At 47.2% G+C, this 17,035-nt stretch carries 18 protein-coding genes; 11 read left to right on the forward strand and 7 right to left on the reverse strand.

The window, feature by feature from the left end:
* Position 1: 1 nt before the first annotated feature.
* From VGN67_RS16115 to VGN67_RS16130, 4 genes are read left to right on the forward strand one after another with little or no spacing between them, the layout of a single operon-like run.
* Positions 2 to 955 (forward strand): acetyl-CoA carboxylase carboxyltransferase subunit alpha, encoded by a 954-nt coding sequence (locus VGN67_RS16115; protein ID WP_327487879.1) that lies wholly within the window; start codon positions 2 to 4, stop codon positions 953 to 955.
* Between the two features lie 41 nt (positions 956 to 996).
* Positions 997 to 1,635 carry an HAD family phosphatase gene (locus VGN67_RS16120; RefSeq protein ID WP_327487880.1) on the forward strand — a complete coding sequence of 213 codons (639 nt, stop codon included), beginning with the start codon at positions 997 to 999 and terminating at the stop codon, positions 1,633 to 1,635.
* On the forward strand, positions 1,625 to 2,764 hold the full coding sequence (locus VGN67_RS16125) for a site-2 protease family protein (RefSeq protein WP_327487881.1): 1,140 nt from the start codon (positions 1,625 to 1,627) through the stop codon (positions 2,762 to 2,764). Before VGN67_RS16120 ends, VGN67_RS16125 begins: the two co-directional genes overlap by 11 nt.
* A gap of 26 nt (positions 2,765 to 2,790) precedes the next feature.
* A complete protein-coding gene (locus VGN67_RS16130) occupies positions 2,791 to 3,384 on the forward strand; it encodes a 1-acyl-sn-glycerol-3-phosphate acyltransferase (RefSeq protein ID WP_327487882.1) in 594 nt (197 codons plus the stop codon).
* Here the strand turns inward: VGN67_RS16130 and VGN67_RS16135 are convergent.
* The 7 genes from VGN67_RS16135 to VGN67_RS16165 form a co-directional block, all read right to left on the reverse strand.
* The gene (locus VGN67_RS16135) at positions 3,381 to 4,685 is read right to left on the reverse strand and encodes a sensor histidine kinase (protein ID WP_327487883.1); all 1,305 of its coding nucleotides are present in this window, start codon (positions 4,683 to 4,685) and stop codon (positions 3,381 to 3,383) included. The two genes, VGN67_RS16130 and VGN67_RS16135, sit on opposite strands and share 4 nt — an antisense overlap.
* Entirely contained in the window at positions 4,685 to 6,055 is a 1,371-nt protein-coding gene (locus tag VGN67_RS16140) for a sigma-54 dependent transcriptional regulator (protein ID WP_327487884.1), read from the reverse strand. Before VGN67_RS16140 ends, VGN67_RS16135 begins: the two co-directional genes overlap by 1 nt.
* 323 nt (positions 6,056 to 6,378) lie before the next feature.
* Entirely contained in the window at positions 6,379 to 7,545 is a 1,167-nt protein-coding gene (locus tag VGN67_RS16145; protein ID WP_327487885.1) for an ABC transporter permease, read from the reverse strand.
* A 162-nt stretch (positions 7,546 to 7,707) separates the two neighbouring features.
* On the reverse strand, positions 7,708 to 8,955 hold the full coding sequence (locus VGN67_RS16150) for an ABC transporter permease (protein ID WP_327487886.1): 1,248 nt from the start codon (positions 8,953 to 8,955) through the stop codon (positions 7,708 to 7,710).
* Between the two features lie 42 nt (positions 8,956 to 8,997).
* On the reverse strand, positions 8,998 to 9,696 hold the full coding sequence (locus VGN67_RS16155; protein WP_327487887.1) for an ABC transporter ATP-binding protein: 699 nt from the start codon (positions 9,694 to 9,696) through the stop codon (positions 8,998 to 9,000).
* Entirely contained in the window at positions 9,693 to 11,162 is a 1,470-nt protein-coding gene (locus VGN67_RS16160; protein WP_414717333.1) for a TolC family protein, read from the reverse strand. Before VGN67_RS16160 ends, VGN67_RS16155 begins: the two co-directional genes overlap by 4 nt.
* Positions 11,163 to 11,174: 12 nt before the next feature.
* A complete protein-coding gene (locus VGN67_RS16165) occupies positions 11,175 to 12,422 on the reverse strand; it encodes an efflux RND transporter periplasmic adaptor subunit (protein ID WP_327487888.1) in 1,248 nt (415 codons plus the stop codon).
* A gap of 337 nt (positions 12,423 to 12,759) precedes the next feature.
* On the opposite strand from VGN67_RS16165, the gene VGN67_RS16170 reads away from it, so the two are divergent.
* The 7 genes from VGN67_RS16170 (at position 12,760) to VGN67_RS16200 (ending at position 16,992) form a co-directional block, all read left to right on the forward strand.
* The gene (locus tag VGN67_RS16170) at positions 12,760 to 13,203 is read left to right on the forward strand and encodes a tyrosine-type recombinase/integrase (protein ID WP_327487889.1); all 444 of its coding nucleotides are present in this window, start codon (positions 12,760 to 12,762) and stop codon (positions 13,201 to 13,203) included.
* Positions 13,204 to 13,431: 228 nt separating this feature from the next.
* Positions 13,432 to 13,815, forward strand: coding sequence for a hypothetical protein (locus VGN67_RS16175; protein ID WP_327487890.1), 384 nt, complete (start codon positions 13,432 to 13,434; stop codon positions 13,813 to 13,815).
* Positions 13,816 to 13,966: 151 nt separating this feature from the next.
* Positions 13,967 to 14,584, forward strand: coding sequence for a DUF4304 domain-containing protein (locus VGN67_RS16180; RefSeq protein WP_327487891.1), 618 nt, complete (start codon positions 13,967 to 13,969; stop codon positions 14,582 to 14,584).
* 172 nt (positions 14,585 to 14,756) lie between these two features.
* A complete protein-coding gene (locus VGN67_RS16185; protein ID WP_327487892.1) occupies positions 14,757 to 15,086 on the forward strand; it encodes a hypothetical protein in 330 nt (109 codons plus the stop codon).
* 195 nt (positions 15,087 to 15,281) lie between these two features.
* A complete protein-coding gene (locus VGN67_RS16190) occupies positions 15,282 to 15,845 on the forward strand; it encodes a hypothetical protein (protein WP_327487893.1) in 564 nt (187 codons plus the stop codon).
* 189 nt (positions 15,846 to 16,034) lie between these two features.
* Positions 16,035 to 16,355 (forward strand): immunity protein Imm33 domain-containing protein, encoded by a 321-nt coding sequence (locus tag VGN67_RS16195; protein ID WP_327487894.1) that lies wholly within the window; start codon positions 16,035 to 16,037, stop codon positions 16,353 to 16,355.
* Between the two features lie 133 nt (positions 16,356 to 16,488).
* Entirely contained in the window at positions 16,489 to 16,992 is a 504-nt protein-coding gene (locus tag VGN67_RS16200; RefSeq protein ID WP_327487895.1) for an Imm26 family immunity protein, read from the forward strand.
* The last annotated feature ends 43 nt before the right edge of the window (positions 16,993 to 17,035 follow it).

Consider the following 17,035-nt stretch of genomic DNA (forward strand, 5'->3'; position numbering starts at 1 on the left):
TATGAGAACGTATCTCGATTTTGAAAAACCCATCGCCGAGCTGGAATCCAAGCTCGCCGAAATGAAGAAACTGGCCGAAGAAAACAACGTGGACGTTTCGACGGCTACCTCTTCGCTCGAAAAAAGTATCATTACCCTCCGCAAAGAGATATTTGAAAACCTGACCCGCTGGCAGCGCGTACAGCTTTCCCGCCACCCCGACCGCCCCTATACCCAGGACTACATTAAACTGATGTGCGATGAGTTTATTGAGTTGCACGGCGACCGTCAGATCCGCGACGATCCGGCTATTATCGGGGGCTTCGCGAACGTAGGCGGACAAAGTATGTTGCTGCTCGGCCAGCAAAAGGGCCGTAATACCAAGGAGCGGCAGCACCGGAACTTCGGGATGCCTAATCCGGAAGGGTACCGCAAGGCACTCCGGCTCATGAAACTCGCCGAGAAGTTTAACAAACCTATAGTAACCTTCATTGATACGCCCGGTGCTTTTCCCGGTCTGGAAGCCGAGGAGCGCGGGCAGGGAGAAGCCATTGCCCGTAACCTCAAAGAGATGTTCATGCTCAAGGTACCCGTTATCTGTATCATTATCGGGGAAGGAGCTTCGGGGGGTGCCCTGGGTATCGCCATTGGCGACCGCGTTCTGATGCTTGAAAACACCTGGTACTCGGTTATCTCACCGGAGAACTGTTCAACGATTCTCTGGCGTAGCTGGGACTATAAAGAACAGGCTGCTGAAGCCATGAAAGTAACGGCCCGCGACATGAAGGATAACCGTCTGATTGATGGCATTGTCCCCGAGCCCCTGGGTGGTGCCCACCTGGACCACGCTGTTATGACCGAAATCCTGAAAAAGGTAATTCTGGATACCCTGAAAGAACTTTCCGCGCTCAGCCCCGAAGACAGGATAGATCAGCGAATTGAGAAATTCTGCTCCATGGGAGTGGTTGTTGAGTAGCCGAAGATTTCCACCACTGTTTACCCGAATAACCCCTATTCATGGCTTTACCGGAAAAAATAAAGAATATCATTTTCGATTTGGGTGATGTAATCATCAACATTGATGTTCCTTTGGCGGCCCGCTCTTTTGCCCAACTCTGCGGACAGGAAGAAACCGAAGTACTTGAGTTGTTTAAAGAAAAAGAACTGTTCCGGCAGTTTGAAACCGGGAAGCTCGACGAAGCCGCGTTCCGCACCTACGTGCGGGAAATTCTGAAACAGGAGCATTGGGACGATGCTGCCATTAACAAAGCCTGGAACGCGCTGCTGCTGGACATCCCCCCCGCCCGAATCGAACTATTACAGAAATTAAAGGAGCGCTACCGCCTCTTTCTGCTCAGCAATACCAGTTCTATTCATATTGCCGAGGTAAATCAGATCCTGGAATCAACCACGGGGATACCCCGCCTTGATGGCCTTTTTGAGAAACTGTTTCTTTCCTACGAAATGGGGCTTATGAAACCCGACCCGGAAATTTACCACCAGGTACTGCTAGAAGCGGGCATCCGGGCGGAGGAAACCTTGTTCCTTGATGATAACGCTGACAACATCCGAGCCGCCGCCGAAATAGGCATCCACACCATTCACGTCCAGAAACCAACCACCATACTGGACTATTTAAAAGATTATGTCGCCTAATACCCGAACGTACCTTATTCAGGGGCTGCTTTTTGTACTTACGCTTGTTACCACTACCCTGGCCGGAGCCGAGTGGATGTTCGGAAACTTGTTTGTATTCGTTGAAAAACCGATGGGTTGGGCCCAGTTCTGGCAGGGATTGCACTTCTCACTACCCTTTCTGTTTATCCTGACGGTACACGAATTTGGTCATTACTTTACGGCCAAGGCCCACCAGGTAGGGGTTACGCTCCCGTACTACATACCCATCTGGTTTGGTATTACGCAAAGCATAGGTACCATGGGCGCATTTATCCGGATTACGACCCTGGTTCGCTCGCGTAAGAAGTTCTTTGATATTGGTATTGCCGGGCCGCTGGCGGGTTTTGTCGCTGCCCTGTTTGTACTCTGGTATGGTTTTACTCACCTGCCTCCCCCCGAACATATTTTTACCATTCACCCCGAATACGAACGCTACGGCATCAGCTACCCGCAGTTTGTGTACGAAAATGCCACCGGTAACCTGCGCCTGGGCGACAACATCCTGTTCTGGTTTTTTAAGACCTACGTAGCGGACCCGGCGCTCGTACCCCATCCCAACGAAATCATTCATTACCCCTACCTCTTTGCGGGTTACCTGGCCTTATTCTTTACGTCCCTCAACCTTATCCCCATCGGACAGCTGGATGGCGGACACATTTTATACGGACTGCTGGGCAAAAAACGCTTTGACCTGATTGCCCCTACCCTTTTTGTTATTTTTGCGACCTATGCCGGCCTGGGCCTGTTTCGTCCGGAAGAATTCGGAGTACCCAACGACGAAGATTTCTTTACGCTGATGGCCTACCTGTTCTTTTATATCTATTTCCTGTACATCTGTCTGCGACGAATCAGCGAGAATGCACGCACGGCCCTGATGCTGAGCCTGATGGTAGTGGTAGTACAGTTTGCACTGGTATTTCTAAGACCCGAGTGGGAAGGGTATCCAGGCTTTCTGCCGTTTATCTTCATCCTGGGCCGTATCCTGGGCATCTACCATCCCGAAACGGAGGAGAATGAACCCCTGGGCAAAACCCGGATTTTGCTGGGTTGCCTGGCCCTGCTGGTGTTTGTACTCTGCTTCAGTCCCAAGCCTTTTGTTATTATCTAACAGAAACCCCCTTCCCCGTTTCTCCTATGCTTCGCCACCTCATTGCTTTCCTGTTCCGTATGGCTGGCTGGCGGGTAGTAGGTCCTTCACCCCGATTGGTGCCGAAGGCCATTTGGGTAGTGGCACCCCATACCTCGAACTGGGATTTTCTGGTAGGATTAGGTACCCGGGCTACGCTGGATATCTTTATCGGCTACTTGGCAAAAAAGGAATTGTTTACATGGTACTCGGGCTGGCTATTCAAAGCGCTTGGTGGCTATCCGGTGGATAGAAGCAAGAATAAAAATCAGGTAGATGCCGTAGTGGAAACGTTCAGGAACAATGACTATCTGCATGTTTCTTTAGCCCCCGAAGGTACCCGATCTGACGTAGCCCGGTTAAAAACTGGTTTTTACTTCATGGCACTGGGTGCCGGGGTACCCCTTATTCCCGTTGCCTTTGACCATGCCAGCAAAACGGTAACCGTGGGGGAAGCCCTTTACCTGACGGGGAAGTACCAACAGGACATGAAGCAGTTGTATGAATTCTACCTGGCAGCCGCCAGCGAAAAGAAAAGCTGGCTCAAAGAGTACGAACGCACCGGGACCATACCCGAGCCGGGGCGACAGGCAACGGCCTAATCCTGCTTTGCCATTAGTTCAATGGTAAACTCCGTCCAGCCATCGGGTTTTGAACGCAGCGAGAACGTAAAACCGTGATTCAGGAGAATGTCGCGGGTGAGGGTGAGACCAATGCCCTGTCCGTCGGGTTTGGTACTGAAAAATGGATTAAACAGCTGTGCTTCCACCGCGGCCGGTATGGGGCAACCATTGTTCCGGATAACAACCTGGTGTTCTGAGATAAGTACCTGAATTTCGCAGCCCTTTTCACAGGCTTCAATGGCGTTTTTGAAAACATTAACCAGTACCTGTTCCATCTGACCGGGGTCAAGCGGTATCCTTATGGACGTTTCGGCCGGGGAAGTACTTATTTTTACCCCCCGTTGCCCGGCCATGGGCTGCATAAAAAGTACCACTTCGTTCAGGAGCCTGTTCAGGTCGGTGGGTTCCCGGCGGGGCAACGGCAGGCGCACCACGTCGGCAAAGTTGCGCATGAAGCGGCTTAGCTGATTATTCCGGCCCGAGGCTACCCGTAGCGCTTCTTTTAGCTCCGGAAAGTCCGCGTCGGGGAGGTAGGTTAGGGTGGTTTGCATGATGGAATCCGTGGCTCCCAGCGTATTGTTTACCTCGTGCGCCATCATCCGGATTACCTTTCCGTAGGCTTTTTTCTCCGATTCCAGAATATCCACCGTCAGCTCCTCCACCATCAGAAACGACCGTCGAAATCCGCGGTCCATAAAGTGTGAGCGCTGTACCTTGTAGGTCTCTACCCCGTTGTTCTTGATCGTCCGTGACTCCCCGTCCTGGAAGGTCGCTAACTGATTCAGCAGGGGGTTATTGAGTTCATCGAGCCGTTTGCCCTGGTAGTTTAAGGTACCTAATTGCAGCATACTCCGGGCCCGGCTGTTAACGGTGGTGATTTTCTCATCAAAGTCCAGAATCAGGATGGCAATGGGAGAAGCTTCAATGAGTTTTTCCAGGAAATAGTGCTGCTCGTTGAGCTTGGTACGCTCCTGCCGGAGCTGGTCAATCATGAGGTTATACACGTTGATAAGTACATCAATTTCCTTTTTCCCGGAGGGAACAAACTTGATGGTAAAATCCCGCTCCTTGATGGCCTCAATTCCGGCCCGTACAAATTCAATGGGTTTCAGGAAATCGCGGTAAATCTGGACGGAGGCAATAATGGAAAGTACCAGCAGTACCTCAGAGGCGATAAACAGGAGTTCATCTTCTTTGAGCCAGTTAAAGGTCAGGAGAATTAAAGCCGCGTGCAGCAGAACGACAAACAAGATGTAACGGGTGCGGAGGGAAAACTTCATCAACTTTCGGTATCGTAGGAAATGCCAAATTTCTCCAGACGTCGGTAGAGCGCAAAACGGGTTATTCCCAGCGAACGGGCTACCTTGGATACCTTGTTCTGGTGGAATTCCATGGCCCGCCGTATCATTTGAAATTCTATTTCTTCCAGCGTCATGGTACCTACTTCGGGCAGCGACTTCTGCACGGAAGGCACCGGGCCGGACGTAAGATTACGCTGAAAATCGGCCGCTTCCAGCAAGTCCTGGTTGGAAAGGAGTACCGTTCGCTCCACGATGTTTTTCAGCTGACGGATATTGCCCGGCAGCTGTAGGGTGCCCAGCCACTTCATAGCCGCCGGACTGATGCGCAGGCTGGGGCGGTCGTAGATTGTTTTCAGGTTATTGACGAAGTACTCAGCCAGCAAGGGTATGTCGTCGGGGCGTTCGCGCAGGGCGGGAAGTTTGACCGTAATCAGGTTAATCCGGTAAAACAGGTCTTCCCGAAAAGTACCCCGGGCTACCATTTCTTCCAGGTTCCGGTTGGTGGCGCACACTACCCGCACATCCACCGTTCGGCTTTTGCTACTACCCAGTGGTTCAAAGGTGCGTTCCTGCAGCACGCGCAGGAGCTTCACCTGACTCGACAGGTCCAGTTCACCGATTTCATCCAGAAAAATAGACCCCCGGTGCGCCATCTCAAACCGGCCTATTCTATCGGACTTGGCGTCGGTAAAGGCTCCGCGCACGTGCCCGAACAGTTCGCTTTCAAACAGGGTTGATGAAATCCCGCCCAGGTTGACCTTGATGAACGGACGCAGACGACGCTTGCTGTTGAGGTGGATGGCCTCAGCTATGAGCTCCTTACCGGTACCACTCTCGCCCGTAATTAGTACCGGGGCTTCGGTATTGGCAATTCGCCCGATGGTTTCGAGGATTTCGAGTAGTTTGGGGTCCTTGCCTACGATATATTCAAACTGGTACTGCTTGTCCAGTTTGGCCCGCGTAGCCGACTGCGGTTTTTGATTGGCCAGATTCAGCGCCGTCCGTACCGACTGCAGCAGGTGCTCGTTTTGCCAGGGCTTGGTAATAAAATCACGCGCTCCGGCTTTCATGCCCTGCACGGCCAGGTCAATGCTGCCCCAACCCGTAATCAGAATTACAGGAATAGACGGATGCTTATTTCGAATGACGTTCAGGAGCCGCATGCCTTCTTCCCCCGAAGTTTCTATGGAAAAGTTCAGGTCAAGGATAATCAACTCAGGAGTTTCATGGCGCAGGAAGTCGAGGGTTTCGGTGGGCGAGCCGCAACTCTTCACCTCAAACCCTTCCTTCCTGAACAACAAAGTCATGGAGGTACGGATAGCTATATCGTCGTCAACTATGAGGAGCATGTGGTTTAATGTATAATTGATAATGTAGAATCAGTAGTGTACGAAGGAATTATTATTGGTGCAAAAGCGGCCCCAGAGGGGCTACACCTTAGTAGCAGAATAGCGACTAGGAGAGTTTTAAGCCCCATCGGGGCGACACTAGGTCTTACATGTGCCGCCCCGATGGGGCTCAAAACTACTTTGTCTACCCATTTCTACTGAGCTTTCGCCTCGCTGAGGCTAAACTTAAATTCTTTCGTACAATACTGATGTAGAATATAGAATGCATAATGGTAGTTTTAACCACCATTATACATTCTACATTATTCATTCTTAATTACTTTCTACTCCTCGTGCAGCGCTACGGCCGGGTGTATCCGGGAAGCCTGCTGACTGGGGTACCAGGCACACAGGGTTACGATCAGGTAAATAACCAGCATGGACACTGCCATGGCCACGACATAGGTACCTCCGGCTATCTCAAATACGTTAAGCAACGGAAACTGTACCGCAAACAACAGCCCCAGCAGGATACTGATGGTGGCCAGCACCCATATTTCGCCCAGAAACTGACGGGTTACCGCCTTTTCGGTAGCTCCCATGGCCCGGCGCAGACCGATTTCATTCTTGCGCTTGGCTATGTTGAGGTTCAGAATGCCGAAAAGTCCCAGGGCCACGTTTATCAGCAGAAAGCTACAAATAACCAGGAATATTATTACAGGTACCATGGTGAGAGAATGCTGGTTTTTCCGGGAGTCAGTCATGTAGGAGACCTCCACATTCCAGTCCTTAACCATACCGGCTATGTCTTTCACTAGTTTGGCCTCAAAGTTAGCATCCGTACCGGGCTTTACCTTCAGGATAAATTCTTTTTCCCAGGCATTTTTGTCTTTGATGAAGGTAAACAGACCTGGTTCATCACTCATAAACTCGCCCTTAGCCTTATAATTATCCACCACTCCTACTATCCGCCAAAACGTTTTATCATCCCGCTTTACCAGCTTCCCTACGGGATTTTCATTTCCAAACAGCTTTTCCCGGGCGGCATCGTTGATCACTATGGGTTCATGCTTAGCCACCGCATCGGCCTCTGTAAACCAGCGACCCGATGTAACGGGCAGGTCCATGGTGTTGGCGTAGTTTTCATCTACCGGATAAAAGTTAGTCATGGTGCTCGCATCCTTATAGCTGACCGAATTATTCATCGTATTCATCGAAAAAGGCGTATTGGAGTCCGTACGGGTTACCTCCTCTATTTCCGGATACTGATTCAGCCGTTGCATAATGCTGGCTACTTTATCGCCAACGGCTACGGTATCCTGGTTGTTGGATAGGTTCAATACCCAGCGATCTTCGTAGTCGAAGCCGATCGGCTCCACGTAGTTGCGGACGTTGTACACAATCAGGGAAAGTACCCCAAATAGTACCATAAAGGAAGCCCAGATCTCCACCATCAGCAGCGAATGTGCCCTTTTTTTATTCCATATCAATTTAAATAAATGCCGTATCATAGTAGGTGTTAGTTATTAGGAGTTAGCTTTTAGCTTTCGAAACACTTTGATTTTGATAGTTGAACTTATGTAAGCTTCTGTCCGGCTGAGCGTACAGGGCCGCCTGGCGGTCGCCTTCACTGCAATCGGACTGCCTTCGACTCCGCTCAGGCTGACCTATTCCTACGCTTTGAGCGCGTCCACGATTTTCATTTTGGACATCCGCAGGGCGGGAAGTACTCCTGACAGTAATCCAAACACCAGACATACCCCCATACTGACCGCAAACACGTTAAAGTTGATAGTCAGGTCAGCATAGGCAAGCCAGCCGCTGGAATTGATTAGCTGAATGATCAGGAAGGACAGCAACAGGGCCACCCCACCGCCTATAAAGGTGATGAAAATATTCTCTACTATAAATTGCCACAACAACGCGCGGGACGGAGCACCGAAAGATTTTCGAACCCCGATTTCGGAGGCTCTTTCCAGAATGCGGCTCACGTTTACATTCACCAGGTTGATAGCGGGCAGGCCCATCACCATCAGCATAATCAATCCTATGATGGAATAGAATATGGCCTTACGGGAATCCGAATCCTGAAAGAAGGTACTTATGAAATCGTCCAGGTACTGATTTGCCTGCACCTTAACAATGTGGAACTTAAAGCCATTTTCTATGCCAGGCAGTGGAATCCGTCTCACGGCAGTATCAAATTCTTCCCGGATAGCTGGTATATCCGCTTTATCCTTAGCCAGTACTATTCCCATATAGCTCCCTCTCAGGCCCGTCCCCTGGTAGTTGCTCTTGGGTGCGGTATAGGGGAAGTACACATCCCCGTAGGTGTACGGACGAGTAGCAGGACTACCCTTCACGACACCAATCACCCGGTAGTTGATATTTTCGATATCAATAGTTTTCCCAACTACTGACTCATCGCTGTCTTCAAAGTACTGCTTCCGCAGATCGTCGGTAATCACTACCACCTGCTCTCCGTTGGCAATATTCTGCTCGTTAAAGGGCTTACCTTCCAGAAACCGGAAGTCCGTCACGTACCAGAAGTCGGCGTCGGTGTACTTGGTATTCAGCTTGATGCGCTTGCCATTGATATAGGTATTGGCAAAGCCAAACATGGTAGTTACCCCCACTCGTTCGGGGGTCTTGAGGGTTTTGGCGTAATCCTTCAGAAAGCGGAAGCTCACCGGTCCCATGTTGCGGCCATTCTGGGAAGTATCCTGCTGCATCATGCGGGTAATGTACAGGGAGCGGTCACGCTTGCCTTCGGGGTAGTGCGTCCCGAACAGGTGGTCCAGGAAAGAGGTAAGTACCATCAGTACCGTGAGGGTAAGGCTAATGCCGAACAGGGTAATGAACGTATAGAAAGGGTGCCGCAGTAGGACCTTCCAGGCTATTTTTATGTAGTTTAAAATCATGGCTTTTGTAGGTGTTAGGTATTAGTAGTTAGCTTTTAAATGCTACACACCGGTAGCCAGATTGGTAGATAGTACTGAGTCGGTTACCTGGGTACCGTCGAAGAGGCGGATCAGGCGGTGGGTCCGTTTGGCCATGGCCTCATCGTGCGTTACCATCACAATCGTGGCTCCTTCTTTATTCAGGTTCTGCAGGATGCTCAGGATTTCGTTGCCCATAGCGCTGTCCAGGTTACCGGTAGGCTCATCCGCCAGAATGATTTCGGGTTTACCTACTATGGCCCGGGCAATGGCCACGCGCTGCTTCTGTCCGCCGGATAGCTCCTTGGGAAAGTGCTTCGTGCGGTTACTGAGTCCTACTTTTTCCAGGGCTTCCTGGGCCAGTTCCCGGCGCTCCCGGGCCGACGTAGAGCGGTACAGCAGCGGAATCTCCACGTTGTCCAGTACCGACAGGTCATTAATCAGGTGGAAGCTCTGGAAAATAAAGCCCAGCTTCTCGTTGCGCAGACGCGCCAGGGCCTTGTCGCGGTACTCATCTACCCGCTTGCCGGCTATCTCTATAGTACCTTTGGAAGGTTCGTCGAGTAGCCCCATGATGTTGAGCAGGGTACTTTTACCGCAACCCGAAGGGCCCATGATGGATACAAATTCGCCGGGGCGGATGTGGATGTTGACGTTGTTGAGAGCTAGTGTTTCGATGGAGCTGGTCCGGTACACTTTTTCGATGTTCTGTAATTTAATCATGGCTGGTAATTGATTTTTTGGTTTAGTTCAAAGTCGTATAATGTAAGTAAGCGTAAGGTATAGAAGGCTTGCCAGTAGTCGCGCAGGGCCAGTATATAGTCGCGGCGGGCGCGGTCTTTTTCCTGGGTAGCAATGCCCAGGTCCGTCACGCTCAGGTTACTCAGGATAAAACGCTCCTGGGCTATCTGGTACCGGTTGGCCGCAATCTGGTCGGCCAGCGCGGTGAGTCTGACCTGCTTTTGCAGCATCTGTAGAAGAGTTACCTGCGTAAAAATCTCCTGTTCAAAGGTAAGTTTGTTCTGGTCTACCGACTGCTGGGCCAGTTCCTGGTTGGCTTTGGCTACCTCGGTACGGGCCTGGTTGCGGCCCCAGGTCATAATAGGTACCGTAAACTGCACCTCCACAAACTCCCGGTCCTGCGGCCGCTGGTACACATCGCTGGGGTGCGCGCCCCGATTGGAAAGTCCGAAGGCTACATTAAGCGAAGCGTTTATTCCGTTTTCTTTTTTGGCCCGATTTACATCACGTTCGGCTTCCAGTAATCTGCGCCTAAACAGGATGGCGTCGGAGCGATTGGCAAAGGCTTCGTCCAGGGCTTTGCGGGGGTCCACTTCTATATCATTCATTTCTTTGGGAATTTCCAGCTGCAGCTCGCGGTCGTCCCGGGAGTTCAGGTACATTTTCAACCGCAGCGAGGCCACCGCCGCCGCCTGCCGGGCCGAGGCCAGGTCTTTCTGGGCGGTAAGTACCCCCATCTGCAATTGCAGCAGGTCATTCTGAGAAATTTTACCTAGTTCAAGCCGTTGCTGGGCAATCTTAAAGAGGGTGTCGTTGTTGCTGAGGTTCTTTTCGGCTATTTGTAGATTTACCTGCGCTACCAGCAGTTCAAAATAAAGTCCGGTGGCATTCAGGGCTACGTTTTCCATGGACTCAATAAACTGCTGATTTCCTTCCTGAAATTTCAGGGGCTCAATCCGGCGCTCCCACTTCATGGGGTTGAAGCGAAGCAGCGGCTGGTTCAGGCCAATGGCGAGCGGAATACCGTTATAAATCGTATTGTTGCGGGCAAAATCGTCAAACCGCTGCAACTGCTGCTGCACGAACACGGTACCTCCGGTCAGGGGCAGGCTCTGGCTCAGCGCCAGGTTGAGCATGGAGTTGTTGTTGGAGACCGGCAGGAATGACAAGGTCCCGTCGGGTTGAAGTACCTCCACAAAAGAGCGGGTAAAACCGGGCAAAGTACCGTTGAGGCTGAGCTGCGGCTTGTAGTCGGCCAGGAACGAACGGTACTGCCAATAGTTGTTCTTCTTCTGAGTGGTAGCCTGCCTGGACGCGATGGATTGCTCCCGGGCCATCTCTACCACCTGATGCAGACCGAGGCGCTGGGCTGTGAGCTGTACCGGTGCCAACAGCAGCCCGACCAGTACCCACAGCATTATTGATATACAGAGTAAATGATTTTTCATAACGGGAAGGGCTTATTGTGTGATATCCAGCTCTGACAAATGCTCGTACTGACTCAGATCCGTCAGAATTACCTTCTCCCCCGCCTGTACGCCACTCCTGATTTCCACAAAATCAAAGTTAGAAAGCCCTACTTCCACTTCCCGGCGCCGGGCCTTACCGTCGGCCAGTACATACAGGAATTGCTTACGCTTCCCCTTAAAGGCTGGACCGTTGGCTACGCGCAGACTTTGGGAACTACGGTCGGTTACGACAAATACTTCTACCTTCATATTGGGGCGCAGGGAGGCGTTCTGAGCGTCGTCCAGTTGTACCACAAATTCGACCACGCCATTTTTTACCACCGGCTTCACCTGGGTAATAGTACCCCGTAGCGAGGTTTCGTTGAGTTTGACTATGACTGGCAAGCCTGCTTTCAACTGGTCAGAATATACGTCGGAGCAGGTACCTTCGATTCGGAAGCTACCCAGGTCGGCCACCTTCGCCAGCATCTCCCCTTCGTTTACCGAGGAGCCAATGTTCTCGTTCACCCAGGTAAGTACCCCCTTCCGGTCGGCGACGATGTCGGCCATGCGTAGCTTGTGCTGCATTTCTTTCAGGCTCTTTTCTTCTATCTGGGCGCTTAGCTGCGTCTCGCGCAGGCTGGCTCCCATGGACTCGCGGTTGTAGGTAAGGTCGTTTTCCAACTGCTTCTTTTCCAGTTCGGCAATCCGGAGGGCGTTCTCGGCGCGGGTAACGTCCTCTACAGTACCACCCCCTACTTTTTGCAGCCGTTTGGCATCTTCATAATCGGCGCGCAACTTGTTAATGTTCAGGGATTTAATTTTATCATTGATTTCTGCGTCGTACAGATCTTTGTTGAGCTTCATCCGGAGTTGGTCAATGCTGTTGCGCTTAAGAGCTAGCTGGTCCTGCATTTTCTCAAATTCAATCTGCGTAAACGACTTGTCCAGCTCCACAATGGCCTGACCGGGGCCTACCTGGGTACCGGGCGTAAGCAGGATACGCTTGATGCTGGCCTTAATGGGGCTGATGATAACCTGCTCATAGGCGGGAATTACTTCACCGGAAGCCGTCAAAGTATTTTCCACATCCCCTACCTCCACGGCGGCGGTCCGGATGCGGGAGGCTTCGACGGAGCTGCGAAGCGAGTTTCGAAAGGCATACACGACGGTAAGCAGGACTACCAGGGCTACGGCACCCAGCAACCAGCGCCGGCTTTTTTGTTTTTTTAGGTACTCGGGGGCTACTTCTCGATCCATGGGAAAGGCAGGGTTGTTTCTTTGAAATTTTCATGGCTAATACACCACTATATATACTATACTATATATACTATTGCCGTGCCAATGTGTAACATCTTAAATATCAGTACATTACTCGAAGTACATAAAGAAAAAACCGTGCGGTTTCGCACGGTTTGTGTGATTTGGAACGGGGTAGGTACCTTAGCTTACTATTGGAAGTACCAGTAGAAAAAGTACCGTTGGATAAATTTTTGCTAGCGAAGTACCTGATAATAAATCTTTTCTTGTAAGTTACCTACGTCATTTATGATGGTCCTGTAAAATTACCATTAATCCGTTCATTTTTAGTATTGGGATGGGCCTGCGAGTCAGTGAGATTTTAAACCTTAAAATCAGAGACATTGACAGCCGGAACAAACAGGTCTTTATTGAACGGGCAAAAGGCAAAAAAGATCGCTATGTAAATCTACCTGAGAGCATTCTTGAACAATTGCGGGAATACTATAAAGAATACCACCCCAAAGTATATTTATTTGAAGGACAGCACGGTGAGCAGTATAATAGGCGCAGTGCCCAATTGGTTTTTAAACAAGCATTGAAGAAGGCTAGAATAAATAAGGACGTTGGAATTCATGGACTAAGACATAGCTATGCGACACATCTTTTAGAAACTGGAACTGATATCAAGTTTATCCAGGAACTCCTGGGCCATAATGATATTAAGACAACGATGAGGAACACGCAAGTCAGTAATCATAGCTTGAAAAAGGTTAGAAGCCCCTTAGATACCCTTTTTTAAAACTTCGCATTTTGTGTTGTCAATGCCACATAACAATACAAAATATGAAGTTCGCATTCTATATTGTTAAAACGCCTGGTCATCAATATCACTTATACAAGATGCTATGAATCAAATACCTGAAAGTAAATTTATGGCAAAATACTTAGCTTTCAACGCTAATAAATTAAATTAAAGTACAGATCAAACCTTCGCCTATTTACTAGTTGGCGGCAATTTTAAAAGCGAATGAAATCATCAGAATTAAACAAGTTTTTATATACGGGTTTGGGGGGTGATGATTTCAAGGCTTTAATTGAAAATGAAGCTGCTTCATACGGACAATTAATGGAGAAAGTAGGGTTACGTATTTCACTAATTTTTGACGAAGATGAAGAACTACTCTTAAATGATACATCAATTAAGAAACTGCTTCAAGAAACTCTATCAGGAAGTTTAAGTAATGTTGATTTAGCTTATATCTGTGACTGTCTGACTTTAGGAGAAAGGGTTGATTATGAAAGTGAAGAGGCAAAGAATATCATATTTGAGATTGCTGACCCAGAAATTAATGGAGGCTATAAATCTGACGAAGAACTAAAAAGTATGATAAACGCTCTGACCACCGAGTGAACTAAAACTGCCTGTAACATTGTGTTTATAAAATTGTGGCTGGACGCTAAGCATTCAACTATAAATCGCTATTTTGCTTTTGTGGTTGATTGAAACTGACGTTTTTCAAAAGCCACAACTTCATAAACACTTAAACGTTAGCTGTTATTTTATGAAAACTGTTGCAGAACAAAAATTTGACACAATAATTAAGGATTGCTTTCAAACTTTTTTAAAGCCATTGGAATTTAAGAAGAAGGGGAATAACTTTTATAGGCAGCTTGCGGACATTGGACAAATCGTAAATATTCAAAAAAGCTCATTTTACTCTAAAGAACATATTTCATTTACAATAAATACAGGACTTTTTATACCAGAATATTGGTTGACTTATTATACTTATCATAAAGGCGAAATACCTAATTATCCAACAGAACCTGATTGCGCAATCAGACAGAGAATTGGGAAGCTGAAATATAACATTGACAAATGGTTTGACATTGAAGCAGCAACCGAAATAAGCGAGTTGAAGCAGGAGATGACTGACAATGTTGTTAATTACATTATTCCTTATTTTGAGAGTAACAAAACCAAAGTTGACGTAGTACGAATATTGCAAGATGATAACCTAAACCTTCAAAATTTTACGAGATTGATAGTTTTTGGTGAGTACCAGCATTTTGACAAAGCCCAAGCCGAGTATAACAAACTGAAACAAGACAAGTATATCGTCAACAATATGAAGTCTTCGCTTGAGGAGTATAGAGATAAATACAAGCTGGTGGACTAAAAACAACAGCTAACATTGTGTTTATAAAATTGTGGCGGGTCGTTAAGCATTCAGCTATAAATCATTATTTTGCTTTTGCGGTTAATTGAAACTGACGTTTTTCAAATGCCACAACTTCATAAACACTTAGACGTTAGCTGAAACCTTTAGAATTACCTCTGGAACTTCAATTATGCTTACCAATAGAAATACTTATGATAAAGCAGTAGTGGAAGCCATTATGAAATGTAAAGAGTTTAGCGGGACTGAAGTACATAATCTGCGACGTTTGAAATCCCTATTTTATAAAGAAGACGAATATCAAAAAGTAATTCAACAGGTAAAAGATAAAAAGTTAGAGGAATTAAACGAATTGGACATTCATGGAGAAGGATTTAGGGAATACTTGGACATAATGAAGTTTCAGGACCAAAGTGGTACTGCATTTATTGTAACCATTTATGATAGCGATGAAATGTGGCAAGACCCACAAGTATTAGACGTTTTCCAATACGAACAGTAAGGCTTCAGCTAACAGTGTGTTTATAAAATTGTGGCGGGACGTTAAGCCATTCAGCTATAAATCGCTATTTTGCTTTTGTGGTTAATTCAAGCAGCCGTTTTTCAAATGCCACAACTTCATAAACACTTAAACGTTAGCGGCCATACTAGGACGACCAATCGATATAGAGACAATAAACACTAAACAAACAAAAAAATGACAAAACTACTGACATTGAAACACTGGCAATTATTTGGACTTATGATTGGCGTTATGCTTATTAGTTCATTTTTTGACATAGCAACAAGTCAAATTGCTTGGGCAATTTCAATGTTACTATTTGTTGCCGTTTACTTCGGTTGGTTTTGGGCAATGGGTATAAATCTTTATCACAAGCTTCCACCTAACACAAATATGAATTTGAGCAGATTTAAACTGTTTTTGTTTATTCCTGTTGTTTATATTGCCATCATATCTTTTATATTTGGCGGAATATCAGTAGGAACGCAAGGAGATAGCACAGGTGGCTATTCAGCTATTATAGTTCCGATACATTTATTCAGTATGTTCTGTATATTTTGGTGCTTAGCTTTTGTTGCGAAATCACTTAAAGCAATTAAATTACAAAGACCAGTTACATTTAGCGATTATGCAGGAGAGTTTTTTCTGATTTGGTTTTTCCCGATTGGCGTTTGGATTATTCAGCCGAGAATAAATAAAATTTTTGACTCGACAGTTAGTGCTGACAATAACCAAATACTTGATAACAATACGCAATAACATGACGACAGAAGAATCACGAACCGCTAACAGCGGCTTTGCAATATGGTGGCTGAAGAACAATTGCTAAGCAAATGAACTTTATTCAACTTTATCAATAAGTTTAAACTGATGGAACACGGAATACCGCTTCTGCAGAAAGCCGATGACCGTTAGCCGACATTGCACAAGCAGTCCTCAATTCACACTATGTTTTTCAAGAAGAAGCAAAAGAACTTTAAAGAAGCGGACAACACAGCCGTCTTTACGACCAAGTATGTTATCAAGGATAAAAAGCCAATCACTTATGTGACACACGAAGAAGAAGATGGCGCCTGGCAATTTTTCAGCAGTGACGAATTTGAGAACTTCGAAGAGGTAGCAATGATTGTCGGATTAGTAGAAATCGTTTCAATAGACTCTTCCCTATTAGAGTTGGCAGATATGCCTGTTGGACACTACGCAATACGGGAAACGGCTAATGATAAATGGAGTATCCGACAGCAGGTAAAGCCACCAAACGTCGGCTAACACAAGTTTGCCAAAATAGCGGCTCAGTGCTAAATTCAACTGTAAAACAATAATCAACGGATGGAAGTAAGCCAAACAGCAGGAACACAGACTTCTGCTACTACGGCAAGCCTCTTTCCATTAGGTGCAATTAATGGAAGCTAAAAAGAAAATAAGAGCAAAGGTGGGAGACCTGTTCCAAATTCCTATTGACAGCAGTCGTGTGTCATATGGACAAGTTGCAGAAAATAAAAGAGGCGTTCTGCGTATCATTACATTCAATAAACTTTTTCAAATTACAGACAACACAACAATAGCGGAGATTGTTGACTCAAACATTGTCCTTCTAACTGATACAATGGATGCAAAAATTTATAATGGTGATTGGAAAGTTGTCGGTAATGCACCAGTAAAGGCTAATCTTCCTGTACCCAAATTTAAGTTTGGACTTGACACTGTTTATATTACCGATTACAGCGGTAAGAGAAGACGCTTAGCGACACAAGAAGAAACTGTTAATTTAGACTTCCAATTTTCTGTAGCACCTATAAGAGTACAAAATGCAATGCAAGCTCACTTTGATGTAAAAGAATGGGATGCAGATTATGATAAGCTTACTTTTGATTACTGCTTTCAAAAGTCACTGATTGAACTTTAACTGCACCTAACCGTGTGTTTAAAAAATTGTGGCTGGACGTTAT

Source organism: Telluribacter sp. (assembly GCF_035998675.1).
In the GTDB taxonomy this organism is placed as follows: Bacteria; Bacteroidota; Bacteroidia; order Cytophagales; family Spirosomataceae; genus Telluribacter.